Origin of the sequence: Corallococcus sp. Z5C101001, from assembly GCF_007352635.1 — a bacterium.
Classification (GTDB): Bacteria; Myxococcota; Myxococcia; order Myxococcales; family Myxococcaceae; genus Corallococcus; species Corallococcus silvisoli.
The window spans coordinates 1092813-1115551 of record NZ_VKLU01000005.1; the positions used below are offsets into that span (position 1 = coordinate 1092813).

Consider the following 22739-nt stretch of genomic DNA (forward strand, 5'->3'; position numbering starts at 1 on the left):
CCTCGCCCCCGGCGGGCCAGGACCACTACCGCTACCGCCGGTGTCCATCGGCGGACACCGGCGCCCCGGACGGACCTGCGAGGACCCGGAAGGCCCTCCCCACAAGCCCGCCGGGCATCCGCGATCCTTCCTAGCTGCGGAAGGGGTTCTGCAGGAGCACCGTCTCGCCGCGATCCGCGCCCACGGAGACGCACACCACGGGCACACCGCTGACCTCTTCCACCCGGCGCACGTAGCGCTTGGCGGCTTCCGGCAGCTCGTCGAAGGTGCGCACGCCGGCGAGCTTCTCGTCCCAGCCGGGCAGCGACTCGTAGATGGGCTTCACGCGCGCCAGGTCCTCGTAGTCACCGGGCAGCTCCGTGACGCGCTGACCATCCAGCTCGTACGCATTGCAGATGCTGAGCGTCTTGATGCCGCTGAGCACGTCCAGCTTGGTGAGCGCCAGACCCCAGAGGCCGTTGACGCGCACCGCGTAGCGCAGCACCACGCCATCCAGCCAGCCGCAGCGGCGGGGCCGGCCCGTGGTGGCGCCGAACTCGTCGCCCACCTTGCGCAGCCGGTCTCCCAGCTCGTCGCTGAGCTCCGTGGGGAACGGACCTCCGCCGACGCGCGTGGTGTACGCCTTGCTGATGCCCATCACCTTGTCGATGGCCGTGGGCCCCAGGCCCGAGCCCACCGCGGCGTTGCCCGCCACGCAGTTGGAGCTGGTGACGAACGGATAGGTGCCGTGGTCCACGTCCAGCAGCGTGCCCTGCGCCCCCTCGAAGAGGATGCGCGCGCCGCGGCGCACCTGCTCGGAGAGGAAGAGCGACACGTCGTGCACGTAGGGACGCAGCCGCTCGCCCAGGGCGGAGAACTCCGCCAGGACCTGCGGCGTCTCGATGCGCGGCACCTCCACACCCGCCTGGGCGCAGAGCTCCTTGAGCTCATCCAGGGCGGCGGGCAGGCGCTCGTCGATGCGGCGACGCAGGCGCTCCGGGTGGAGCAGGTCGCGCACGCGGATGCCCCGGCGGGCCACCTTGTCCTCGTAGGCCGGACCGATGCCCCGGCCCGTGGTGCCAATGGCGCTGCCCCCGCGCGCCTTCTCGCGGAAGCTGTCCAACAGCTTGTGCCACGGGAAGATGACATGGGCGTTGTCGGAGATGAGCAGCTGGGCGTCATCCTTCAGGAAGCCGCGCGGCTTGAGCGCGTCGATCTCCCCGACAAGGACGGCGGGATCCACCACCACTCCGTTGCCAATGACACACGTCTTGCCCGGGTGAAGGATGCCCGAGGGAATCAGGTGCAGGACGGTCTTCTGTCCCCCGACCACCAGCGTGTGCCCTGCGTTGTTGCCGCCCTGGAAACGGACGACCACCTGGGCATGCTCGGTGAGCAGGTCGACGACCTTGCCCTTCCCTTCATCTCCCCACTGCGCTCCGATGACGACGACGTTCGGCATGGTGCCCGCCGCTTAGCACGCGGGAGGGGCCGGGTGACAGTGTTCCGCGAAGCCGCAGTGGAGGGCCTGGCAGGCCGCTTTGTCCCACCCCGGCCAACCTCCCGTGGATTCCTCCTGGACCAGCGCCCGGACACCCTGGGCCAACCGCCGCACCGCCCCCGCGTCGGCGGATCCGGCCGGGAGGAATTCCGGTTCCGGAGACGGCTCGCCCAGGAAGGCCACGCCCACCCGCACCGGGACCCCCTCCCGCACCATCCGCGCCGCCGCCAGGGCCAGGACTGTCAGCTCGTGAGCGCACGCGGCCGGCCCCAGGGGGTGGCGAGCACCCGGGCGCAGGAGCACCGCCACGGCCTCGCCTTCGGGTGACTCCCACAACAGGTCGACCGCCCCCTCCACGCTGGCGCCGTCCTCCAGGTCCAGCACGAAGTCCAGGCTCCGGTGGATGGAGGACGAGGGCGTGGCCGCGAGCCGCCGCGCGAAGGCCGTGCCCAGGAAGCCCTCCACCGAGGTCAGGACAGCGGACAGGCCCTCCTCCTCTGGATCCCGCCCCGCGTCGCGCAGCAGACCCTCCAGGTGCGCGCGACGTTCCGCTGCCTCCACCTCCGGCCCCGCGAGCGACAAGTCCACCTCTCGCAGGAGCCGACGGACGAGCTGATCCGGACGCTCCACCGGCAGCCAGCTGTCGGGTTCGACGAAGAGCGGCGCCGCGCTCGCGGGTGACTCCCACGGCTCGGATCCGACCGCGAGCCCCAGTCGGTGGAGATGGTGGTAGCGGCGTGGACACGTGAGGAAGTCCTGCACCGCGCGCATGGAGGCGACCACCGGTGAGCCCTCGCCCGCGGGCTCCACGTGGACCAGCGCGGAGTCCTCGCCCGCCGCGTCCGTGGACAGGCGCTCCAGCGCGGACTCGACGCGCAGCCGCGCCTGCTCCCGCTGTTCGTCGGTGGGGGGCTCCGGATCCGCGGGTGGAGGCAGCTGCTCCACGTTCACGTCGACGGCGAGCGCTCGCAGCTCCGGATCCACGTCCAGACGGCGATCCACGCGGTGCCACCACGTGTCGGTGCCCGCGCGCTTCTCCTCGCCTCCCGACAGCACCAGCAGGTCCCTGGCGCGCGTGAGGGCCACGTAGAGCAGGCGCAGGTACTCCGCGTCCTCGCGGGCCTTCAGCTCCGCGCGCACCGCCTCGAAGCGCTCGGAGGTGAAGCTGTCCAGCGAGTCCGGCATCCACGGCCGCAGCGCCACCCCGAACGAACGTTCGAAGGACGCGCGGGCCGACGTGACGCGCCTGCGTCCGCCCATCCCGGGCACCACCACCACCGGCCATTCCAGACCCTTGGCCCGGTGGATGGTCAGCAACTGCACGGCGCGAGGGTCGCCTTCATCCAGCAGGTCCGCCTGCGCCTCGTTGGGGTCGGAGTCCGCCAGCTGGCGCAGCTCCCTGGCGAAGGCCACGCACCCGCCCGTGCCGCGCTCGTCCCGGCGCGACGCCAGCGACAGCAGCTTCTCCACGTTCGCGCTCGCCTGCTCCGCGTAGGGCGAACCCGCCAGCGCCTCGCGGTAGCCCGTCGCCTCCAGCGCCGCCTGCAACAGGGCGTGCACCCCCAGCCGATCCCGCTCCCTCCGCAGCACGGGGATGAGCTCCAGGAAGCGCGCCAGCCGTGCCTGCTCCCGCCCGGACATCGCGGCGCGCACGTCCATGTCCACCAGCCGCGGCGACCCGAGCGACAGGGGCAGGTCCCCCGCGAGCCGGAACAGCGATGCATCCGACAAGCCCACCAGCGGCGAGCGCAGCACCGCGGCGAACGCCAGCGCGTCATCCGCGTCCGCGAGCAGCGCCAGCAGCGAGGCGAGGTCCCGCACCTCCTGCGCCCCGTAGAAACCACGGCCGCGCAGCACCCGGTGCGGCACGCCGTGGCGGATCAACGCCTGCCGGTACTCCTCCAGGTGGGTGAAGGTCCGGAAGAGGATGGCCACGTCGCCACCGCGCGCGGGCCGCAGGCCCTTCTTGTCCTCCGCCATCACCGTCGCTGGAGCCCCGGGCGCGAGCATCACCCGCAGCCTGCGGGCCACCGCGTCGGCTTCGTACTCGCGCAGCTCCGGCGCGGTATCCGCCTCCGGCAACGCAAGCCGCTCCACCCCGGGGCCCTCCGCCAGCGCCGGACGCGTGGACGACAGGTCGTCCGTCGCCGCGTCGTAGATGACCTCAAACGGACGGGGCTCCGCGTCGCGCGCCACGAGCAGCCCGGCGAACGCGCGGTTGAGGAAGGTCAGGACGCCCGGCAGCGAACGGTAGTTGTTCTGGAGGAAGCCGCGCGCGCCGCCCTCCGCTTCGATCTTGTCCGCCAGCACCTTGAACACGGACACGTCCGCGCCGCGGAACTCGTAGATGGACTGCTTGCGGTCCCCCACCGCGCATAGGAACGCGGGCTCCAGCGGCAGCGCGGCCACCAGGTCGGCGTCCGGCGTCAGCTCGCGAGGACCGCCTTCGCGCCGCTCCGACAGCAGCAGCACCAGCTCCAGCTGAAGCCGGTTGGTGTCCTGGAACTCGTCCACCAGCAGCGCACCCAGCCGCTCCTGCACCTGCTGGCGGAACTCCGGATGGTCGCGCAGCAGGTCGCGCGCCTTCACCAGCAGCGACGTGAAGTCGAACACGTTGCGCCGCGACAGCTCCGCGTCGTGCCGTGCCTCCACCTGCCCCAGGAGGTCGCGGAAGGTGGCCTCGAAGGGCGCCGTGCGCCACGCGGCGTACGCATCCTCCAGCCGCCGCACCGATCCGTCGCTCTTGCCCTTCACCCTCCAGAGCAGCTCCTTCAGGCACGCTCCCGCGCCCTTGCGCAGGTTCGCCAGGTTGCGCGGCTCCGACAGCAGCGCGTTGCGGAGCGAGGGGAAGTGCTCCGGCTTCAGGAACGTGTCCGGCGTCATCCCCACCAGCGCCCGCTCGCATACGGACAGCAGGGAGCTCCACTCGACCTTGAGGTCCTGGGCCCGGGCCTCGGCGCACAGCCGGTGGCAGTCCTGGATGAGCCCTTCGAGCTGTGCCTTGTCCGCCGCGCCGTCGCCCACGCGCGCCGAGGCCGCCTTGAGGCCCTCCTCGCGCAGCTTGCCGTAGACGTCCATCAACGCGGCGACGAGGCCGTCGGAGAACCCGGAGCCGGAGAAGCCCAGCTCCGCGCACAGCTCGCGCACGCGCGCATCACCGCCCTCAAGGGCATCCAGCACCACGCGCTCGGTGACGTCTTCCAGCAGGCCCGCGGACTCCAGCTCGTCCAGCACCTCGAAGGCGGGATCGATGCCCACCGAGGGCGGGGCGCGGCGCAGGAGCTGGCCGCAGAGCGAGTGGAACGTGCCCACCGTCGCGGCGCCCAACTCCTCGCGCACCTTGCGCCAGGCGTCCTGCGTGGGGAACGGACGCTCCAGCCGCGCGAGCGACGCGCGCAGGTCCTTCTCCGCGTCCAGGGGGACGTCCCCCTGGGCCAGCATGTCCAGGCGCTCCCGGACGCGCCTGCGCATCTCCGCCGCGGCCTTGTCCGTGAACGTGAGCATGCACAGCCGCGACGGCCGCAGCGCGGCGACCGCCTCCCGCGCCCCCGCGAACAGGTGCAGCGTCATCGTCACCAGGCTGTACGTCTTGCCCGCGCCCGCGCCCGCCATCAGGGCCAGGTTCTTCTCCAGCGCGAGCATGTGGGGCGCGGTGTCGCTCATCCGCTCCCCTCGTCCGTCACGCGCCGCTCGGTGATGCGGCACACCGCGCGGTAGCCACACCGGCCGCAGTCATTGGGCCGCGCCGGGAAGTCGCCCTTGCGCAGGCGCTGGACCAGCGTCTCCACCGCGTTGGGCAGGTTGAGTCCGGCGGCATCCGCCACGCGCTGGCGCACCTCCGGGTCGGTGGACAGCAGGTCCTCCAGCTCCGCGGGAGGCAGCACGTCCGACAGGTGGATGGCCGCGCCCGTGCGCAGGGAGAACCACGCCGCGTTGCGCGCGCCCACGTGGCCCGCCTCGCGCGCGGCGTAGAGGTACAGCGGGAGCTGGAAGTCCGAGCGCAGCAGGTTCTCCTTCAGCGTGCGCTTGTCCAGGCGGCCTGTCTTGTAATCGATGACGCCCACTTCCACGCCGGCCGTGTCCAGCCGGTCGATCTGCCCTTCGAAGACGATGGCGTCGTCCGCCACCATCAGCTTCACGTCGCTCCAACGCGGATCCTTCGCGGCGGGACCGAACTGCAACTCGAAGCCCTCCGGGACCAGCGGGTCGAACGGCAGGCCCCGCCCCTGATCCGCGAGGATGCGCCGCACCATCGCCTGCGCCTTCTCGCCCGCGAGCTTCCACAGCTCGTGGTGGCCCACGTGGTGGAGCTCCGCGAAGTGCCGGCTGGCCTTCTTGACCGCCTTCTCCAGCACCTCCTCGGGGATGTCCTCCGGCGCCTGCCCCAGGAGCTTCTGGTCCTTGAGCGCCTGGAACACCTCCTCCATCACGCGGTGCCAGAAGGTGCCGCGCCCCCGGGCGTCGAAGTCCTCGCCGGGCACCACGGGCTCGGCCACCTTCAGCCCGTACGCGACGAAGCCCTGGAACCCGCAGTTGCCGAAGCGGGCCAGGGCGCTCGCGGACAGCGGGCGCTCCAGGCCGAAGTGGAAGGTCTCCCGCAGCTTCTTCTCCAGCTCCGGCCCCTGCACCCCACCGGTGAACTCCCCGGGCGGCTCCTCCTCGCGGCCGAAGAAGCGCAGGCGCGCGGCCTCCATGTGGGCCAGCTCGCGCGCGGTGCGGAACCAGTCGTCCGTCCCGAACTGCTCCTTGAGCAGGGGGCCCGCCGGATCCGGCTCGGTGACGCGGAGGCTGGGGAAGGACAGGCCCGCCAGCGCCTCCAGCGCCACGGTGCGCCGCAGCTCCGCGCGCGTCAGCACCTCATCCAACGGCAGCACCGGCGGCAGCGTGCGCGTCGCCCACGTGTGGCCCGTGAGCCGCCGCACCTCCTCCAGGAACGCGGAGGGCACCTGCTCCTGTCCGCCCGCGGCCTTCGCCGCGAACGACAGGCTCAACGACCCCTCCGCCGCCGCGAGCGCGCTGGCGAAGAGCAACCGGTCCTCGGTGAGCCGCCACGGCGCGCGGTCGTCGAACTCGCCTCCGGTGAGGCGGAACACGTCCCGGCCCAGGTGCTGGTTGAGCGCCACGCGCTCCGCGTCCCCCAGCAGCGGCGACGGCGGATCGCGCCCGGGAAGCCGGCCCTCCGTGAGCCCCGCGACGAAGAGGTGGCGGAAGGTGCGGCCCGGCACATCGCCCAGGTCCAGCACCTCCACCGCGCCCGTGGCCGAGCCCCGCGCGGGCAGGTGCACGTCCCGCAGCGCGTCCGACAGCCACCGGCCCAGCGTGCGGCGAGGGATGCGCGGCCCACCGCCCGCTGCGCGCAGCGAGCGCAGCAGCGCTTCCACCCGCTGGCGGAACGCCGCGAGCGCCGCGTCGTCCCGGGCCCTGGCGTCCTCGATGCGCGCGCCCAGCACGCCCGGCGCACGCGGCTCCCGCGGCCCGGCGGAGTCCAGCAGCCCCAGCCGCTCCACCACCTTCCACCACGCGGAGATCGACTCCGCGGCCGGGGCCTCGTGGGGGATGTGCCGGCATTCGTCGATGAGCCGCATCACCCGGTCGCGCAGCGCGCGCACGGCCATCACCTTGACCGCGTCCTCCTTGCGCTTGCCGCCCTGCGCGGCCATCCGGCGCGCGAGCCCATCCAGCCGCACGTCGTAGGCGCCCTTGCCCCGCGTCGCGCCCAGCCGGTCATCCCGCGCGGCGGCGAGCGCGAAGAGCGCCGCGGGCGCGTCCGGCCCTCCTCGCGACAGCGAGGGCACGTAGCGGCTGGAGACGAGCTCCGCCACGCGCTCCGCCGGGAAGCCGTCCTCCGTCAGCACCGGCAGCTCCAGCGCCAGCCGCACCGGCCCCGCGAGCGCGAGCGGTTCCCCCCAGGGCAGCCGCACCGGCACGCCCAGCTCCCCCAGCGCCTCCGCCAGCCACCCGGCCTCCGAGCCCAGGTCGCGGTACGCGATGGCGATGTCGCCCGGCGCGCTGCCCGCCGCGATGAGCCGCCGCACGTCGCGGGCCACCACGCGAGCCTCCTCGCGCGCGGACGTCGCGTTCCACACCGACAGCCCCTCCACCGCGCCCTTCAGCACGTCGCGCGCCGCGCGAGGGGAGAACAGGTGCCGCCCCAGGTCCGTGAAGGGCCGGCCCTCGAAGGTGACGTCCGCCTTGAAGAGGTCCACGTGGGGCATCGTCTCGCCCCGGTTCTCGAAGGCCCGGAACAGCGCCGCGAGCGCCGCGTCCGCCACGGGCGAGCCGCCCACCGGCGTCTCCACGCGCAGCGACACCCGCCGCGCCTCGCACGCCGCCGCCAGGCCCATCAGCAGCTCCAGCTTCGACGGCCGCACGTCATAGACGCCGTGGAGCACCAGCCCCGTCACCCCATCCCAGCCGGCCGGCCACGCGCCCCGGGCCATCGCCTCGCGCGCGCCCCGGAGCACGTCTTCCCGGTCCGCGAGCCCCAGCTCCGCCAGCCGCTGCTCATAGAGGTGGTAGAGCCGGGCCAGGACGCGCGCGCGGGTGCGGCGCTCCGGCGGCAGCACCTCCGCGGCATCTTGAAGCTCGCGCGCGGAGAGCCGGCCCGCCTTCAGGTCCAGCAGCACCTCCGCCGCGGCCCGGGCGAACGCGGGCTCGCGCACGTAGTCGCCGAACGGCGTCGCGCCCAACAGGCTCCCCAGGCCCGCCACCACCGCCCGCGCCGTCATCGCCGGACAGGGGCGCCGGTTGAGTTCGCCCGCCCCACCCAACGCGTGGACGAAGTCGCCCCACGTGAGCAGGTGGGTCCCCACCGAAATCCCCCGCGCACGCCCCTCCGCCCGCAGGGCGGCCTGACGGCGCGCGGCATCGGGGAAGACGTGGAGTGTGCGGCCAGGACGGGACATGCGGGGCGAGGACTCTAGAACGGCCAGGGGCGCCGTTTTCATGCTCCTTTCGCTGCATTCCCACACCCTCACCCGTTGTCCGCCCGCCTGCTGACCTCTGGAACCCGGGAAGTCCAAGGACGCGGGGCTTCCACCCGACCTGGGACAGCCCCGCTCAGCCCGGGGTCCTTCCGCGCAAGGCCCGCTTTTTCAGCGCGCGGAGAGGAACGCGTCCACCTCGCGAGCAAGCAGCGCGGGTGCGCGGACGTGGGCCACATGGGGCGCTGTCCCGCAAGCTCGCGCGAGCCCCTTGGGCGCGGCGCCTTCGTCAAGCCGCGCGGGTTCGCGCCAGGAGCACGTGAGGGCGCTGAGCGCTCAGGAGCACGCGGGTCGGCGTGTCCACGATCGCGCTGGGCGCGGATGTTGAGTCCAGGCATCCGGGATTGCCGGAAAGGGTGGGAGCCCCCTTATGCTCCGGCGCCTCATGCGCGCCTCCTGCCGGACCCTCGTCACTCTCTGCCTGCTGCTCCTGACGCCGCTGTCGCCCGCGTTCGCGCAGGACGCGTCGGACACGCCGCGCGCGCTGCGCTTCGACTGGACGCGGGACGGCATCATCACCGGCACCGCGGGCGTGCTGTGGATCTCCAGCGAGACGGTGTTCAAGGACAGCCTGGCCCCGGCGCGGTGCCACTGGTGCGACCGCGCTCCGGACGGCACCGACACGCTCAACCGGCTGGACCGCTGGGGCCGAGGCATCCGGGGAGGCACCGAGGCGTCGCGCAAGCGGGCGAACACATGGAGCAACCTCATCGGGTTCGCGGGCCTGCCCCTGGGAATGCTCGGAGCGCAGTACGCCGTGGGCCGCTCCAGCAACGCGTCCGGGGAGCTCTTCGCGCAGGACGCGACCATCATGGTGGAGAGCGCCGTCCTCTCCTCCGTCGTCAACCAGGCGGTGAAGTTCAGCGTCGGCCGCGAGCGCCCCTTCGTCCACGCGCTGCCGGAGGCCGAGAAGGCCCTCACCGCCCACCCCAACGACAACAACCTGTCCTTCTACAGCGGACACACCAACCTGGCCTTCTCCCTGGTGGTGTCCGCGGGCACCGTCGCCGCGATGCGCGGCTACAAGCACCAGGGCCTCATCTGGGGCGTGGGGCTCCCGCTGGCCGCGTCCGTGGGCGCGTTGCGCATGGCCGCGGACAAGCACTACCTCACCGACGTGCTCACCGGCGCGGTGGTGGGCTCCGCGTTCGGCGTCGCCGTGCCCTTGCTCCTGCACGGCCGCACGGACGACGCCTCCTCGTCCGCCGCGCGGCGGTCCTCGCTGTCGCTCAACCCGGCCATCGGCCGGCAGATGGTGGGCCTGACGGGCTCGTTCTAGGCCCGCAGGGCCGCCGGCCGCGCACAAGCCGACACTTCGGCCTCCACGCCCCCTGGAGGCACGCGGCCGGCATGGTAGGCGATCCGTTCACCTTCGTCGGACGGGTCCCTCCGTGCGCTCCATCCTGATCGTCCTCCCTCCGTGCTCCTCGGGGCGGTGCCCATGAGCCCGTCCCACGCGAAGGACGCACCGCGCTTCGGGCCGGCCCTGCCCCCATCCACGTTCGCGGGCTTCGCGGTGGCGGCGGTGGCCATCCTCGCCATCGCCTTCCTCTCCTACCGCACCCTCCAATCGCGCGCGGTCGCGGGCGAGCTGGTGACGCACACCCTCTCGGTCGTGGAGCAACTGGAGGGCCTGCTGTCCGCGATGAAGGACGCGGAGACCGGCCAGCGCGGCTTCCTCCTCACCGGCGCGGAGAGCTACCTGGAGCCCTACCTGGGCGCGAAGAAGTCGCTGCCGGGCCAGTTGGAGCGCCTGCGCGAGCTGACCCGCGACAACGGCCTCCAACAGCAGCGCCTGGAGGCCCTGGAGCGCGCCGTCACGGAGAAGCTCGCGGAGCTCCAGCAGACCATCGACCTGCAACGGCGGGGAGAGAGCCGCGCGGCCATCGCCGTCGTGAAGGAGGACCGCGGCATCGCCGCGATGAACGCCCTCCGCGCCGTCGTCCGGCAGATGGCGACCGAGGAGCAGCAGCTGCTCGCGGAGCGCACCGCCGAACTCCAGGCCTCCGCCACGCTGTCCCTCGTCGTCACCTGGGCCGGCTCCGCCCTGCTGTTCGCGCTGATTGGCATGGCGGCGTACATCGCGTCGCGCGACTTCCGGGCCCGGAGCATCGAGGCGTGGGTCCAGGCCGGGCACAACGCGCTCGCCACGCGCATGCAGGGTGAGCAGCGCCTGGACCAGCTGGGCGACAACATCCTGCGCGTCCTCGCCGACACGCTGGATGCCCAGGTGGGCGCGCTCTACCTCGCGGACGCCACGAGCCGCTTCCGCCGCGTCGCCAGCCACGCGCTGCCCGCTGACTTCGCGACGAAGCACGCCACCCTGAGCCCCGGCGAGGGTCTGGCCGGACAGGCCCTCAAGGACGGGCGCGCCATCCACCTGCGCGACGTCCCCGAAGGCTACCTGCCCATCGCCTCCAGCCTGGGCCACGGACGACCACGCCATGTCCTCATCGCCCCCGCCCAGGTGGACGGGCAGGTCAACGCGGTGGTGGAGCTGGGCTTCCTGCACCCGGTGTACCCGTCGGACCTGGAGCTGCTCCGACGCGTGTCCGACTCCATTGGCGTGGCGGTGCGCGCCTCGCATGATCGCACCCGCCTGGAACAACTCCTGGAGGAGACGCGGCGGCAGGCCGAGGAGCTGCAGGCCCAGCAGGAGGAGCTGCGCGTCTCCAACGAGGAGATCGAGGAGCAGAGCCGCATCCTCAAGGAATCCCAGACGCGGATGATGACCCAGCAGGCGGAGCTGGAGCAGACCAACGCCCAGCTGGAGGAACAGGCACGCCTGCTGGAGACCCAGCGCGATGACCTGGCCCTGGCGCAGGTGACGCTCACCCAGAAGGCCACGGAGCTGGAGCGCACCAACCGCTACAAGTCCGAGTTCCTGGCCAACATGAGCCATGAGCTGCGCACGCCGCTCAACAGCTCGCTCATCCTCGCGAAGCTGCTGGCGGACAACAAGGAGGGCAACCTCACCGCCGAACAGGTGACGTTCGCGCGGACCATCGGCTCCGCGGGCGACGACCTCCTGGCCCTCATCAACGACATCCTGGACCTGTCGCGCATCGAGGCGGGCAAGGTGGAGGTGCGGCCGGAGCCGGTCGCGATCCAGCGCCTCGTCGAGAGCCTGGGCCGCACCTTCGAGCCCGTGGCGAAGCAGAAGGACCTGCACTTCTCCTTCACCGTCGCACCGGACGTGCCCCCCACCCTGGAGACGGACCCGCAGCGGCTGGGGCAGGTGCTCAAGAACCTGTTGTCCAACGCCTTCAAGTTCACCGAAGCCGGCGAGGTGGCCTTCACCATCGCCACCGCGGGCCCGGGGCTCGTGGGCTTCTCCGTGCGCGACTCCGGCATCGGCATCCCCCGCGAGCTGCACGACGCCATCTTCGAGGCCTTCCGGCAGGCCGACGGCAGCACGCACCGCAAGTACGGCGGCACCGGCCTGGGCCTGTCCATCTCGCGCGACCTGGCGCGCCTGATGGGCGGTGACGTCACCGTGCGCAGCACCCCGGGCGAGGGCAGCACCTTCACCCTCACCCTGCCCCTGCGCCCGGGCGCCGCCATCCCGGTCCGAGACGCGGCGGCCTCCGCCCGCCCGGCGCCTCGAGCCTCCGCCCCGCTGCCGCCCCCTCCCGCCGGCCTGGAGGACGACCGCGAGCACCTCACGCCCGGCTCGCGCGTGCTGCTGGTGGTGGAGGACGACGCGCGCTTCGCCCGCATCCTGCGCGACGAGGCGCACGAGCTGGGCTTCCAGTGCCTCCTGGCCTCCACCGCCACGGAGGGCCTCGAGGCCGCCGTCGGCCACCAGCCCCACGCCATCCTGCTGGACATGAACCTGCCGGACCACTCCGGCCTCTCCGTGTTGGATCAACTCAAGCGCAACCCGCGCACGCGCCACATCCCGGTGCACGTGCTGTCCGTGGAGGACCAGACGCGCGAGGCCCTGGAGCTGGGCGCGGTGGGCTTCGCGCTCAAGCCCGTGCAGCGCGAACAGCTGCTGGACGTCTTCCGCAAGCTGGAGACGAAGTTCACGCCCGGGACCCGCCGGGTGCTGGTGCTGGAGGACGACGCCCGCCAGCGCGAGAGCATCCAGAAGCTGCTGGAGACCGAGGACGTGGAGGTGGAGGGCGTGGCCACCGCGAATGACGCGCTCCAGCGGCTGCGCGAGCGCACCTTCGAGTGCATGGTGATGGACCTGCACCTGCCCGACCTGAGCGGCCACGAGTTCCTGGAGCGGATGGCCGCCGAGGAGGGCGTGTCCTTCCCCCCCGTCATCGTCTACACCGGGCGCGCGCTCAGCCGCGACGAGGAGCAGCGCCTGCGCCGCTTCTCCCGCTCCATCATCATCAAGGGCGTGCGCTCCCCGGAGCGGCTCCTGGATGAGGTGACGCTGTTCCTGCACCAGGTGGAGTCGCGCCTCCCGCCGGATCGCCAGCGCATGCTCCAGGCCGCGCGCGACCGCGAGTCCGCGCTGGAGGGCCGCCGCATCCTGGTGGTGGAGGACGACGTGCGGAACATCTTCGCCCTCTCCAGCGTGCTGGAGCCCCGGGGCGCGAAGGTGGAGATCGCCCGCAACGGCCGGGAGGCCCTGGCGCTGCTCACGAAGAGCCTGGCCCAGCCGCAGCTCGCGGTGGACCTGGTGCTGATGGACATCATGATGCCGGAGATGGACGGGCTCACCGCCACGCGAGAGATCCGCAAGCGCACGGAGTGGAAGAAGCTGCCCATCATCGCCCTCACCGCGAAGGCCATGCGCGATGACCAGGAGCAGTGCCTCCAGGCCGGCGCCAACGACTCCATCGCCAAGCCGCTGGACGTGGAGAAGCTCCTGTCGCTGCTGCGCGTGTGGATGCCCAAGGCATGAGGACGGGCATGCTCGACGTGGCCTCGAAGGACTTCGACATCGAGCTGCGGCTGCTGCTCGAAGCGCTCTACCTCAAGTACCACCACGACTTCCGTGGCTACGCGGTGTCGTCGCTCAAGCGACGGCTGGCCCAGGCCGCGGAGCACTTCGGCTGCGCCACGCTGTCCCAGCTCCAGGACCGGGTCCTGCACGAGCCCCCGCTCTTCCCCGCCCTGCTCGACTACCTCACCGTGCAGGTGAGCGAGCTGTTCCGGGACCCGTCCTACTACCGCGCCCTGCGCGAGCAGGTCGTGCCCGTGCTGCGCACCTACCCGTCACTCAAGGTGTGGATCGCCGGGTGCAGCACGGGAGAGGAGGCCTGGTCGCTGGCCATCCTGCTGCGCGAGGAGGGGCTGCTGGAGCGCACGCTCCTCTACGCCACGGACATCAACCCCACCGCCCTCCAGCGCGCGGAAGCCGGCGTGTACGCGGTGGACCGCATCGCGTCCTTCACCCAGAACCACCGGCTGTCGGGCGCGCGCACGTCACTGTCGGACTACTACACGGCCGCGTACGGCGGCGCGGTGTTCGACCGCTCGCTCAAGGCCCACATCGTCTTCTCGGACCACAGCCTGGCCACCGACAGCGTCTTCGCGGAGGTGCAGCTGCTGTCGTGCCGCAACGTGCTCATCTACTTCAACCGCGAGCTGCAAGAGCGCGCGCTGGGCCTGTTCACGGAGTCGCTCTGCCACAAGGGCTTCCTGGGCCTGGGGGCCCGCGAATCCCTGCGCTTCTCCTCGCACGAGTCCGCGTTCGCCCCCCTCGTCCCCGAGGACCGGCTCTACCAGAAGCGCTAGGAGGAGCCCTTCGTCCATGAGCCCCCCGAGCCACCGCTCCGAGCATCCCCCGGGCCGCGTCGACGCCATGGCCGTGGGCGCGTCCGCGAGGACGCCAGCGGACGCCGTGCTTCCTCTTGAACAGATGCCCGACGTCCTTCAGGCAGGGGGAGCGGGTGGTGCTATCTGACGTGTCCGTCCTCAGCAAGGAGTCGCGGCCCGTGGCCTCCCGGGTGAAGTGCCTGGTCGTCGATGACCTGGAGGAGAACCTCCTCGCGCTGTCCGCCGTGTTGCGGGGCGACGACGTGGAGGTGCACTGCGCGCGGTCCGGCGCCGAGGCGCTGGAGCTGCTGCTGCGGCACGAGTTCGCGCTCGCGCTGCTGGACGTGCAGATGCCGGAGATGGATGGCTTTGAACTCGCGGAGCTGATGCGCGGCTCGGAGCGCACCCGCGACGTGCCCATCATCTTCGTCACCGCGGGCACGGGCGACCCCCGGCGCGTCTTCAAGGGCTACGAGGCCGGCGCGGTGGACTTCCTCTACAAGCCGCTGGAGGCGCACGTCCTGCGCGGCAAGGCGGGCGTCTTCTTCCAGATGCACCGGCAGAAGCAGCAGCTGGCCCAGCAGCTGGACACGCTCGCGGAGACCCTGCGCCTCAACGAGATGTTCACCGCGGTGCTGGGCCACGACCTGCGCAACCCGCTCTCCGCCATCCTCACCGCGGCGGACCTGCTCCAGCGCCGCTCGGAGGACGAGGCCGTGAAGAAGACGGCCACGCGGATGCTCGCCGCGGGCAAGCGCATGGGCCGGATGATTGAAGACGTGCTGGACCTGGCCCGCGCGCGGCTCGCGGGCGGCATCCCCCTGAGCCGGGGCGAGACGGACTTCGGGCAGCTGCTGCAGCGCATGGTGCAGGAGCACCAGACGGCGTGGCCTCGGCACCGCATCGAGGTGCAGCAGGACGGCGACCTCGTGGGGGACTGGGACGCGGACCGGCTGGCGCAGGTGGCCTCCAACCTCATCGGCAACGCGCTCCAGCACGGCGACGCCGCGGAGCCCGTGCGCATCCGCGTGGACGGCACGCGCGACGACGCCCTGCGCTTCACCGTCACCAACGCGGGCGTCATCCCGCCCGGCCTGCTGCCCTTCCTCTTCGATCCCTTCCGGGGAGGCCAGCAGCAGCGGGGGCGCAAGGGCGGGCTGGGCCTGGGCCTCTACATCGTCCAGCAGATCATCCAGGCCCACCAGGGCGGCGTGGAGGTGCACTCCGGCACCGGGCCCTACACGGAGTTCCGCGTGGAGCTGCCGCGCAAGGGCGTGGACGTCGTCAAGCTGTAGCGCCGTCGCCCCGGGGCTCGCTGTCCGTCCCGTTGCCAGGCCCGGACTCCGGCACTCCCGGGGGCAGCGTGTGCAGCCCCCAGCGCTGCCCCGCCTCCCAGGCGGTGACGCCCGTGATGCCCCAGCCGGCGCGCTGGGCCTCGCGGCCCTCGAACTCCAGCCAGAACACGGAGGTGTCCGGCCGGGACGCCTGGTCCATGCAGGCCACGCGCGACGGCGCGCGCCCGTGCGACTCCAGCGACACGGCGAAGGGCTTGTGGGAGTGCCCGCAGAGCACCCACTTCGGTTGCACCGCGTCCACCAGCTTGCGCGTCACCGGGTTGCCAATCCACGGCGACGGCAGGGGGCGCGGCGGCGAGGGCGGCTCGTCGCGGGCCTTCTGCACGATGCCTCGGGGCCACTCGTGGACGAGCAGCAGGTCCACGTCGCGCGCGGCGGACACCCGCTCCACCTCGGACGCGCGGAAGTAGCCCGCCTGCTTCGAGGTATCCAGCGACGTGGGGCGCCGCAGCGGCTGATCGATGAAGCGCGGCGCGTGGATGCCGGACAGGTACGCCACCCGCAGGCCGTCCAGCTCCCGCAGGCCCGCGCGGCCCAGGTAGTGGACGTCCGGGGCCAGGTCTCCGCCGTCCTGCAGGTCGTGCAGCGCCTCGAAGTCCTCGTTGTTGCCGCCAATGAAGTACAGCGGCCGCTTCACGCGGCGCAGGCCGTCCGCGTACTCGGCGAACTCCGCGGGCATGGAGCGCTTGGCGGCCTTGCGCCGGTGGTCGTCCGCGCGCCGGAAGGCCTCCACGTCCCCCACCGCCAGCACCAGGTCCACCCGGCGTCCGCGCGCCTGCTCGAGCGCGTCCAGCCAGGCCTCCACCCGGTGGAAGCGTCCGTGGATGTCACCCAGCGCGGCGACGAGGAGGGAGTCCTGCGGCATGCCCTTCACTCAAGGCCCCCCGCCGCGCGCTGTCGAGTCATCCCCCGCCGTGTCTTTCCAATGACGGACGATAGGCCGTCCAGGCTAGGGGCATCCCAGCGGATAGGTGATTTCCACCAGGGCCCCGGGGGCCGGCGCGCGCGACCGGTCGAAGATGACGGCGTTCGCGCGCCCGTCGTAGGACCACCCGCCCGTCGCCGGGACGCCGTCCACCCGGACGGAGATGGCGCCCGGGTTCGCGGGCGACTCCGACAGGGGGAAGGTGCGGTTGGGGCCGAAGGCGCTCTCCGACAGCTTCTCCAGCGACGTGGCCCAGTTGGGCGTGCAGATGCTGTCCACCACGCCGCCCAGCTTCCGGGCGAGCTCCATGTAGCGGGTGCCGGAGCTGCTGGAGGTGGGGCAGGTGGACAGGTCCTCCGGGCCCACCACGGCGTTGAAGGTCACCTTGGAGGGGTCGTTCCCCTTCAGGGCCAGGAAGTACGTCTCGTAGAAGTCCACCGGCTGCGAGCTGAAGTCCTCCTCGTCCGACAGCGCGATGATGGCCAGCTTCGCGTCCTCGCGCAGGAAGCCGCCGTTGCCGTCGTTCGGCTGGGGCGTGCGCGGGTCGTCCAGGTTGTAGAGCAGCGGCTCCGACAGGGCGCGGTACGCGGCGTCCAGGCCCTGCTCGTTCCAGTGGCACACGCCCACGTGCGTGTTGTTGGCGAAGACCTGCGCCGCGTTGGGCGTCTGCGGCGTGATGATGCGCGGGCTGGAGTTGTCCACCGGGAACAGGCGCCCGTTCTCACCGCCCTGGGCGCCGCCGGGGCACTCGGACCAGCCGCCCGGAGAGGGATCCAGGCCGGTGGTCGTCACGCCGATGCGGTAGTCCACGTGCGCGGCGGAGGCCGCGGTCAGGAAGGCCGCGAAGTTCTCCCCCAGGCTCTGCTGCTCCTCCATCATGGAGCCCGAGTTGTCGACGACGAAGAGCACGTCCACGCGCGCCTCCGCGTCCTGGATGAAGCGGTCCGTCTGGTTCGTCTTCGCGAGCCCCCGCCCCACGAGCCCCGCGTTGAAGACGGAGCCATCCTTGAGCGTGAAGCGCACCGTGGCCGCGTCGTCCCCCTCCTCCGCGGGCGTGTACTTCGCGGTGAGCTTCGCCCGCCCGCCCGCCGGAATCGTGGCGGGCAGCGGCCCCGCCACCGAGAACTCCCCGCCGGGCTGCGACAGCGTCATGCCCGCCACCGTCACGGCGTCCGTGCACTGGTTGTAGGCCACCAGCTCGCGGGTGCGCGCACCGCACGCCAGCCGGGCGGTGCCGAAGTCCACCGTGGTGGGCTGCACGGAGAAGCACCCGTGCACGCCCTGGCCTGACAGGTTCACCAGCGGGTGGCCCCGCGTGGGGTGGCTCACCCAGCCCTCCGCCAGCCCCTGGAAGTCCCCGTCCGCGGGGGGCTGGAAGCGCACGACGAGCGTCGCCTTCTTGCCGGGCGCCAGCACGCCGTTCGCCACGGGCTCCGCGCGGAACGCGGGGTCCGACCCGGACGCGAGCTGGAGGGCCGACAGGTAGCAGGGCTCCACGCCCGTGTTGCGCAACGTCACGCCCAGCGCCATCTCCGACCCCACCGGCACCCGGCCGAAGTCCAGCGACGCGGGCAGCAGGTACTCACACGGAGGGAAGGTGCGCCCCTCCCCGGACAGCGTCACCCCATCCGTGGCGCTGGAGCCACCCTGATGGGTGGTGACGGCCAGCTGACCGCCGCTCGCGCCCGTGACGCCCTCGCGCGGGCTGAAGGTGATGCCCACCTTGAGGTTGGCGCCGGGCGCCAGGGGCTGGCTCGCCGGCGGCTGCGCGAGCGTGAAGTAGCCCCCCGTGTGCGTGGTGAGCACCAGCTGGCTGACGGCGACCTCCTCGCGGCAGCGGTTGTGCACGGTGACGTTGCGCGTGGCCGTCATCCCGAAGGCCACCTGCCCGAAGGACAGGTGCGCGGGCGTCACCTCCACGCACGACGCGCCGCCCTCCCCCGTCAGCGAGACCTTGGGGCCCGGCGTCGTCGTGGACGGCTTGCGCACGGCCACCTCCACGCGGCCGTCGCGCACCCGGCCCGTCGCCACGGGCTTGAAGGCCACGCGCAGCTCCACCATGGCCCCTGGCAGGAGCGCGTCGTTGGGGAGCACCGGCGCGCTCACCACCTGGAACACGCCCGACGGATCCTCCAGCAGCGACGCGCCTTGATAGCGCAGCATCTCATTGCCCTGGTTGCGCACGGTGATGCGCGCCTCGGCGGTGGCGCCCACCGCCACCCGGCCGAAGTCCACGCGCAGCGGCGTCACCTCCAGCATGCTGGCGACCCCCGTGCCCGTCAGCGTCACCAGCGCGGGCTCGCAGCCGTCGCACACCGTGACCTGCAGGGCCGCCTGCGCGGTGCCCAGCCGCACCGGGCTGAAGGCCACCGGGACCTTGCGCGTCTCATGCGGCGCCAGCGAGGACGGCAGCCCCGCCCCCGCGGAGAATTGATCCGCGTCCGCGCCCGCCACGGACAGCACCAACGGGCTCTCCACGTCGGAGGGGTTGCGCACCGTCACCTCGCGCATCTCCACCAGCCCCAGGTTCACGTTGCCGAAGTCGAGCGCCGACTCCGTCACCTCCACCAGCGCCTTCACGCCGCGCCCGTTGACGGGCACCTGCGCGGCCGCTTCACCCGAGGCGTCGGTGAGCACCTCCACCTGCCCCTGCACCGCGCCCTCCACGTCCGGCGTGAAGCGCACCTCCAGCTCGTGCTCCGCGCCCGACGACAGCGTGAAGGGTTCGAAGGCGGGGATGCTCACGTTGGCCAGCGACGAACGGGCCCCCTCCACGCGGTACGACGCGCGTCCCTGGTTCGTCAGCCGCAGCGTCATCGTCTTCGTGCGGCCCACCGCGGCGGCGCCGAACTCCAGGACCTCCGGCCGCGCGGCGAACCCCGTATGGGCTTGCTGGAAGGTGGGCCGCTCACACGCCGTCCACGCCGCCACCGCCAAAGCCAACGACATCCATCGCAGTCCACGCATACGGAGTCCCGTCTTTCCCACATACGGCACCGGTGTCCCCCCACTCAGCCCTGCACGTGGATCCGGCCGTCGTGGAAAGGTGCAACCCAGGTGCCTGGGCGCTCCAACGAGGCGACGTCACACCGCCAACACGGCAAACAGGCGCCCACTCAAGGGAACGACCCTAAACAAGCAAAACGTGCGATTCGACATTTCGTGGAATCGACTGAAAAAGCTTCACAAACGGTGGCTGCTTCACCGACCTCCTGCCCTCGTGTGCCGTGAGACGGCTGGGAGGGGGCGGTGGTGTGTGCAGGACGGCCGCGCGCTGGCCTGGACGGAGGGATGCGGGGGGCGGCGCCCGGTGTTCCCCCAGAATCCTCCCGGGCGTACGCCTTTGCGTGCACCGGAACACCCTTTCAGTGATAAAGCGCGCCCCCATGTCCGAGCCCGACGTCATCTCCATCCGTGGTGCCAGGGAGCACAACCTCAAGACCGTCTCCCTGGACATCCCGAAGAAGAAGCTCGTGGTGTTCACCGGCGTGTCGGGCTCCGGCAAGAGCTCGCTCGCGTTCGACACGCTCTATGCGGAAGGCCAGCGCCGCTACGTGGAGAGCCTCTCCTCTTATGCCCGCCAGTTCCTGGGGCAGATGGAGAAGCCCCGCTACGACACGCTGCGGGGCCTGTCGCCCACCATCTCCATCGAGCAGAAGGCGGCCAGCAACAACCCGCGCTCCACGGTGGGCACGGTGACGGAGGTGCACGACTACCTGCGCGTGCTCTACGCCTCCATCGGGGTGCAGCACTGCCCCAACTGCGGCCGCAAGGTGGGCAAGCAGAGCGCGCAGCAGATCGTCGATGAGATCATGAAGCTGCCCGCGGGCACCAAGCTGCAGGTGCTGGCGCCCATCGTCACGAACCGCAAGGGCGAGCACAAGGACCTGCTCGCGGAGGCGCAGAAGCGCGGCTTCTCCCGCGCGCGCGTGGACGGGAAGCTGCGGGAGCTGGAGGAGCGCATCGAGCTGGACAAGAAGTCCAAGCACGACATCGCGCTCGTCATCGACCGGCTGGTGCTCAAGCCGGACCTGCGCACGCGCCTGACGGACTCCGTGGAGACGGCGCTGCGCGAGGGCAAGGGCACGCTCATCATCACGGATGAGAAGGGCACGCCCGCGTCCGACCGCGTGATGAGCGAGCTGAACGCGTGCCCCGCGTGCGGCCTGTCCTTCGGGGACCTCACGCCCGCGTCGTTCTCCTTCAACAACCCGCTGGGCATGTGCACGGACTGCAACGGCCTGGGCACCCGGCCGGAGATGGACGCGGACCTGCTGGTGCCGGACCAGGGCCGCAGCATCCGCGACGGCGCCATCGAGCCGTGGGCCAGCGGCATGAACCGGGGCGAGGGCTGGACGGCGGACTTCGTGGAGAGCCTGGCGGGGGCGTTCAAGATCGACCTGGACGTGCCGTACGCGAAGCTGTCCAAGCGGGAGAAGGACGTCCTGATGAACGGCGTGAAGGGCAAGTCCTTCACCGTGCAGTGGGGCGACAGCGGCCAGTACACCATGGAGTGGGAGGGCCTGCTCGCGCGCACCATGCGCAACTTCAAGACGACGACGTCGGAGGCGCGCAAGGCGGAGCTCCAGAAGTACTTCAGCGACAAGCCCTGCCCGTCCTGCAAGGGCGAGCGCCTGCGCCCGGAGAGCCGCGCGGTGAAGGTGCACGAGCGCACGCTGGTGGAGCTGAGCCGGCTGACCATCACGGACACGCGCGCGTTCCTGACGAAGCTGGACTTGAGCAAGCAGGAGGAGAAGATCGCCCAGGAGCTGCTCAAGGAGATCCGCAGCCGCCTGTCCTTCCTGGTGGACGTGGGCCTGGGCTACCTCACGCTGGACCGCACCGCGTCCACGCTGTCCGGCGGCGAGAGCCAGCGCATCCGGCTGGCGTCGCAGATGGGCAGCGAGCTGACGGGCGTCATCTACATCCTGGACGAGCCCTCCATCGGCCTGCACCAGCGCGACAACGGCAAGCTGCTGACGACGCTCAAGCGGCTGCGCGACCTGGGCAACTCCGTCATCGTCGTGGAGCACGACGAGGAGACGATGGAGGAGGCGGACTACCTGGTGGACTTCGGTCCCGGCGCGGGCGAGCTGGGCGGGCAGGTGGTGTCCCAGGGCACGCCGAAGCAGGTGATGGCGGACGAGAACAGCCTCACCGGCGCGTACCTGTCCGGGCGTCAGGAGATTGAAATCCCCGAGTCGCGCCGCGAGCCGAACCCGAAGCATCAGATCTCCATCGTGGGCGCGACGGAGAACAACCTGAAGAACGTGGACGCGGACATCCCGCTGGGCATCTTCACGGCGGTGACGGGCGTGTCCGGGGCGGGCAAGTCCACGCTCATCAATGAAATCCTGTATCCGGCGCTGGCGCGGGCGCTCTACGACAGCCGCGAGCCCATGGGGAAGCACAAGGCCATCAAGGGCCTGGAGCACCTGGACAAGGTCATCGACATCGACCAGCGGCCCATCGGGCGCACGCCGCGCAGCAACCCGGCCACGTACACCAAGGTGTTCGACGCCGTCCGCGAGGTCTTCGCGATGACGCCGGAGGCGCGCACGTTCGGCTACGGCCCGGGCCGCTTCAGCTTCAACATCAAGGGCGGCCGCTGCGAGGCGTGCGAGGGCGACGGCGTGAAGCTGGTGGAGATGCACTTCCTGGCGGACGTGTACGTCCCGTGCGAGGTCTGCAACGGCAAGCGCTTCAACGAAGCGACGCTGCGCGTGCGCTACAAGGGCAAGAACATCGCGGAGACGCTGGACCTGAGCGTGCGCGAGGCGATGGACCACTTCAGCGCGCACAAGGACATCATGCGCGTGCTCCAGACGCTGGGTGACGTGGGCCTGGGCTACCTGCGGCTGGGCCAGCCCTCCCCCACCCTGTCCGGCGGCGAGGCGCAGCGCATCAAGCTGGCGCGCGAGCTGGCGCGCGTGGCGACGGGCCGCACGCTCTACATCCTGGATGAGCCCACCACGGGCCTGCACTTCGAGGACATCCGCAAGCTGCTCTCCGTGCTCAACCGGCTGGTGGAGGCGGGCAACAGCGTGCTCGTCATCGAGCACAACCTGGATGTCATCAAGAGCGCGGACTGGCTCATCGACCTGGGGCCGGAGGGCGGCGCGGGCGGCGGGCAGGTGCTGGCCACCGGCACGCCGGAGCAGGTCGCTCGGGTGGAGGCCAGCCACACGGGCCGCTACTTGAAGCACGTGCTGGGCAAGGCGCGCCGGGCCCGCATTGGCAAGCGCGTGGACGCGGCCTGAGGGGCCCCGGTAGGG

10 protein-coding genes are annotated in these 22739 nt (G+C 71.7%); 5 read left to right on the forward strand and 5 right to left on the reverse strand.

Going from position 1 to position 22739, the window contains the following annotated elements:
• Positions 1 to 130: 130 nt before the first annotated feature.
• The 3 genes from FOF48_RS14890 to FOF48_RS14900 are packed head-to-tail and all read right to left on the reverse strand — an operon-like array spanning position 131 to position 8385.
• Entirely contained in the window at positions 131 to 1441 is a 1311-nt protein-coding gene (locus FOF48_RS14890) for an adenylosuccinate synthase (RefSeq protein WP_143902001.1), read from the reverse strand.
• Positions 1442 to 1453: 12 nt separating this feature from the next.
• Entirely contained in the window at positions 1454 to 5143 is a 3690-nt protein-coding gene (locus FOF48_RS14895; RefSeq protein ID WP_143902003.1) for a UvrD-helicase domain-containing protein, read from the reverse strand.
• The gene (locus FOF48_RS14900; protein ID WP_143902005.1) at positions 5140 to 8385 is read right to left on the reverse strand and encodes a PD-(D/E)XK nuclease family protein; all 3246 of its coding nucleotides are present in this window, start codon (positions 8383 to 8385) and stop codon (positions 5140 to 5142) included. Before FOF48_RS14900 ends, FOF48_RS14895 begins: the two co-directional genes overlap by 4 nt.
• A 448-nt stretch (positions 8386 to 8833) precedes the next feature.
• On the opposite strand from FOF48_RS14900, the gene FOF48_RS14905 reads away from it, so the two are divergent.
• From FOF48_RS14905 to FOF48_RS14920, 4 genes are all read left to right on the forward strand, one after another.
• Entirely contained in the window at positions 8834 to 9742 is a 909-nt protein-coding gene (locus FOF48_RS14905) for a phosphatase PAP2 family protein (protein ID WP_186001911.1), read from the forward strand.
• Between the two features lie 162 nt (positions 9743 to 9904).
• The gene (locus FOF48_RS14910) at positions 9905 to 13327 is read left to right on the forward strand and encodes a response regulator (RefSeq protein ID WP_143902007.1); all 3423 of its coding nucleotides are present in this window, start codon (positions 9905 to 9907) and stop codon (positions 13325 to 13327) included.
• Positions 13324 to 14163: a protein-glutamate O-methyltransferase CheR gene (locus FOF48_RS14915; RefSeq protein ID WP_255442178.1), complete on the forward strand. Its 840-nt coding sequence runs from the start codon at positions 13324 to 13326 to the stop codon at positions 14161 to 14163. Before FOF48_RS14910 ends, FOF48_RS14915 begins: the two co-directional genes overlap by 4 nt.
• A 170-nt stretch (positions 14164 to 14333) precedes the next feature.
• Positions 14334 to 15479, forward strand: a complete 1146-nt coding sequence (locus FOF48_RS14920; protein ID WP_255442179.1) for a hybrid sensor histidine kinase/response regulator — start codon at positions 14334 to 14336, stop codon at positions 15477 to 15479.
• Here the strand turns inward: FOF48_RS14920 and FOF48_RS14925 are convergent.
• Both FOF48_RS14925 and FOF48_RS14930 read right to left on the reverse strand, forming a co-directional pair.
• Positions 15469 to 16404: a metallophosphoesterase gene (locus tag FOF48_RS14925; RefSeq protein WP_143902010.1), complete on the reverse strand. Its 936-nt coding sequence runs from the start codon at positions 16402 to 16404 to the stop codon at positions 15469 to 15471. The genes FOF48_RS14920 and FOF48_RS14925 overlap by 11 nt on opposite strands.
• An 84-nt stretch (positions 16405 to 16488) precedes the next feature.
• A complete protein-coding gene (locus FOF48_RS14930) occupies positions 16489 to 19413 on the reverse strand; it encodes a choice-of-anchor D domain-containing protein (protein WP_235685669.1) in 2925 nt (974 codons plus the stop codon).
• A 437-nt stretch (positions 19414 to 19850) separates the two neighbouring features.
• On the opposite strand from FOF48_RS14930, the gene uvrA reads away from it, so the two are divergent.
• A complete protein-coding gene (uvrA, locus tag FOF48_RS14935; protein WP_143902014.1) occupies positions 19851 to 22724 on the forward strand; it encodes an excinuclease ABC subunit UvrA in 2874 nt (957 codons plus the stop codon).
• Positions 22725 to 22739 lie beyond the last annotated feature (15 nt).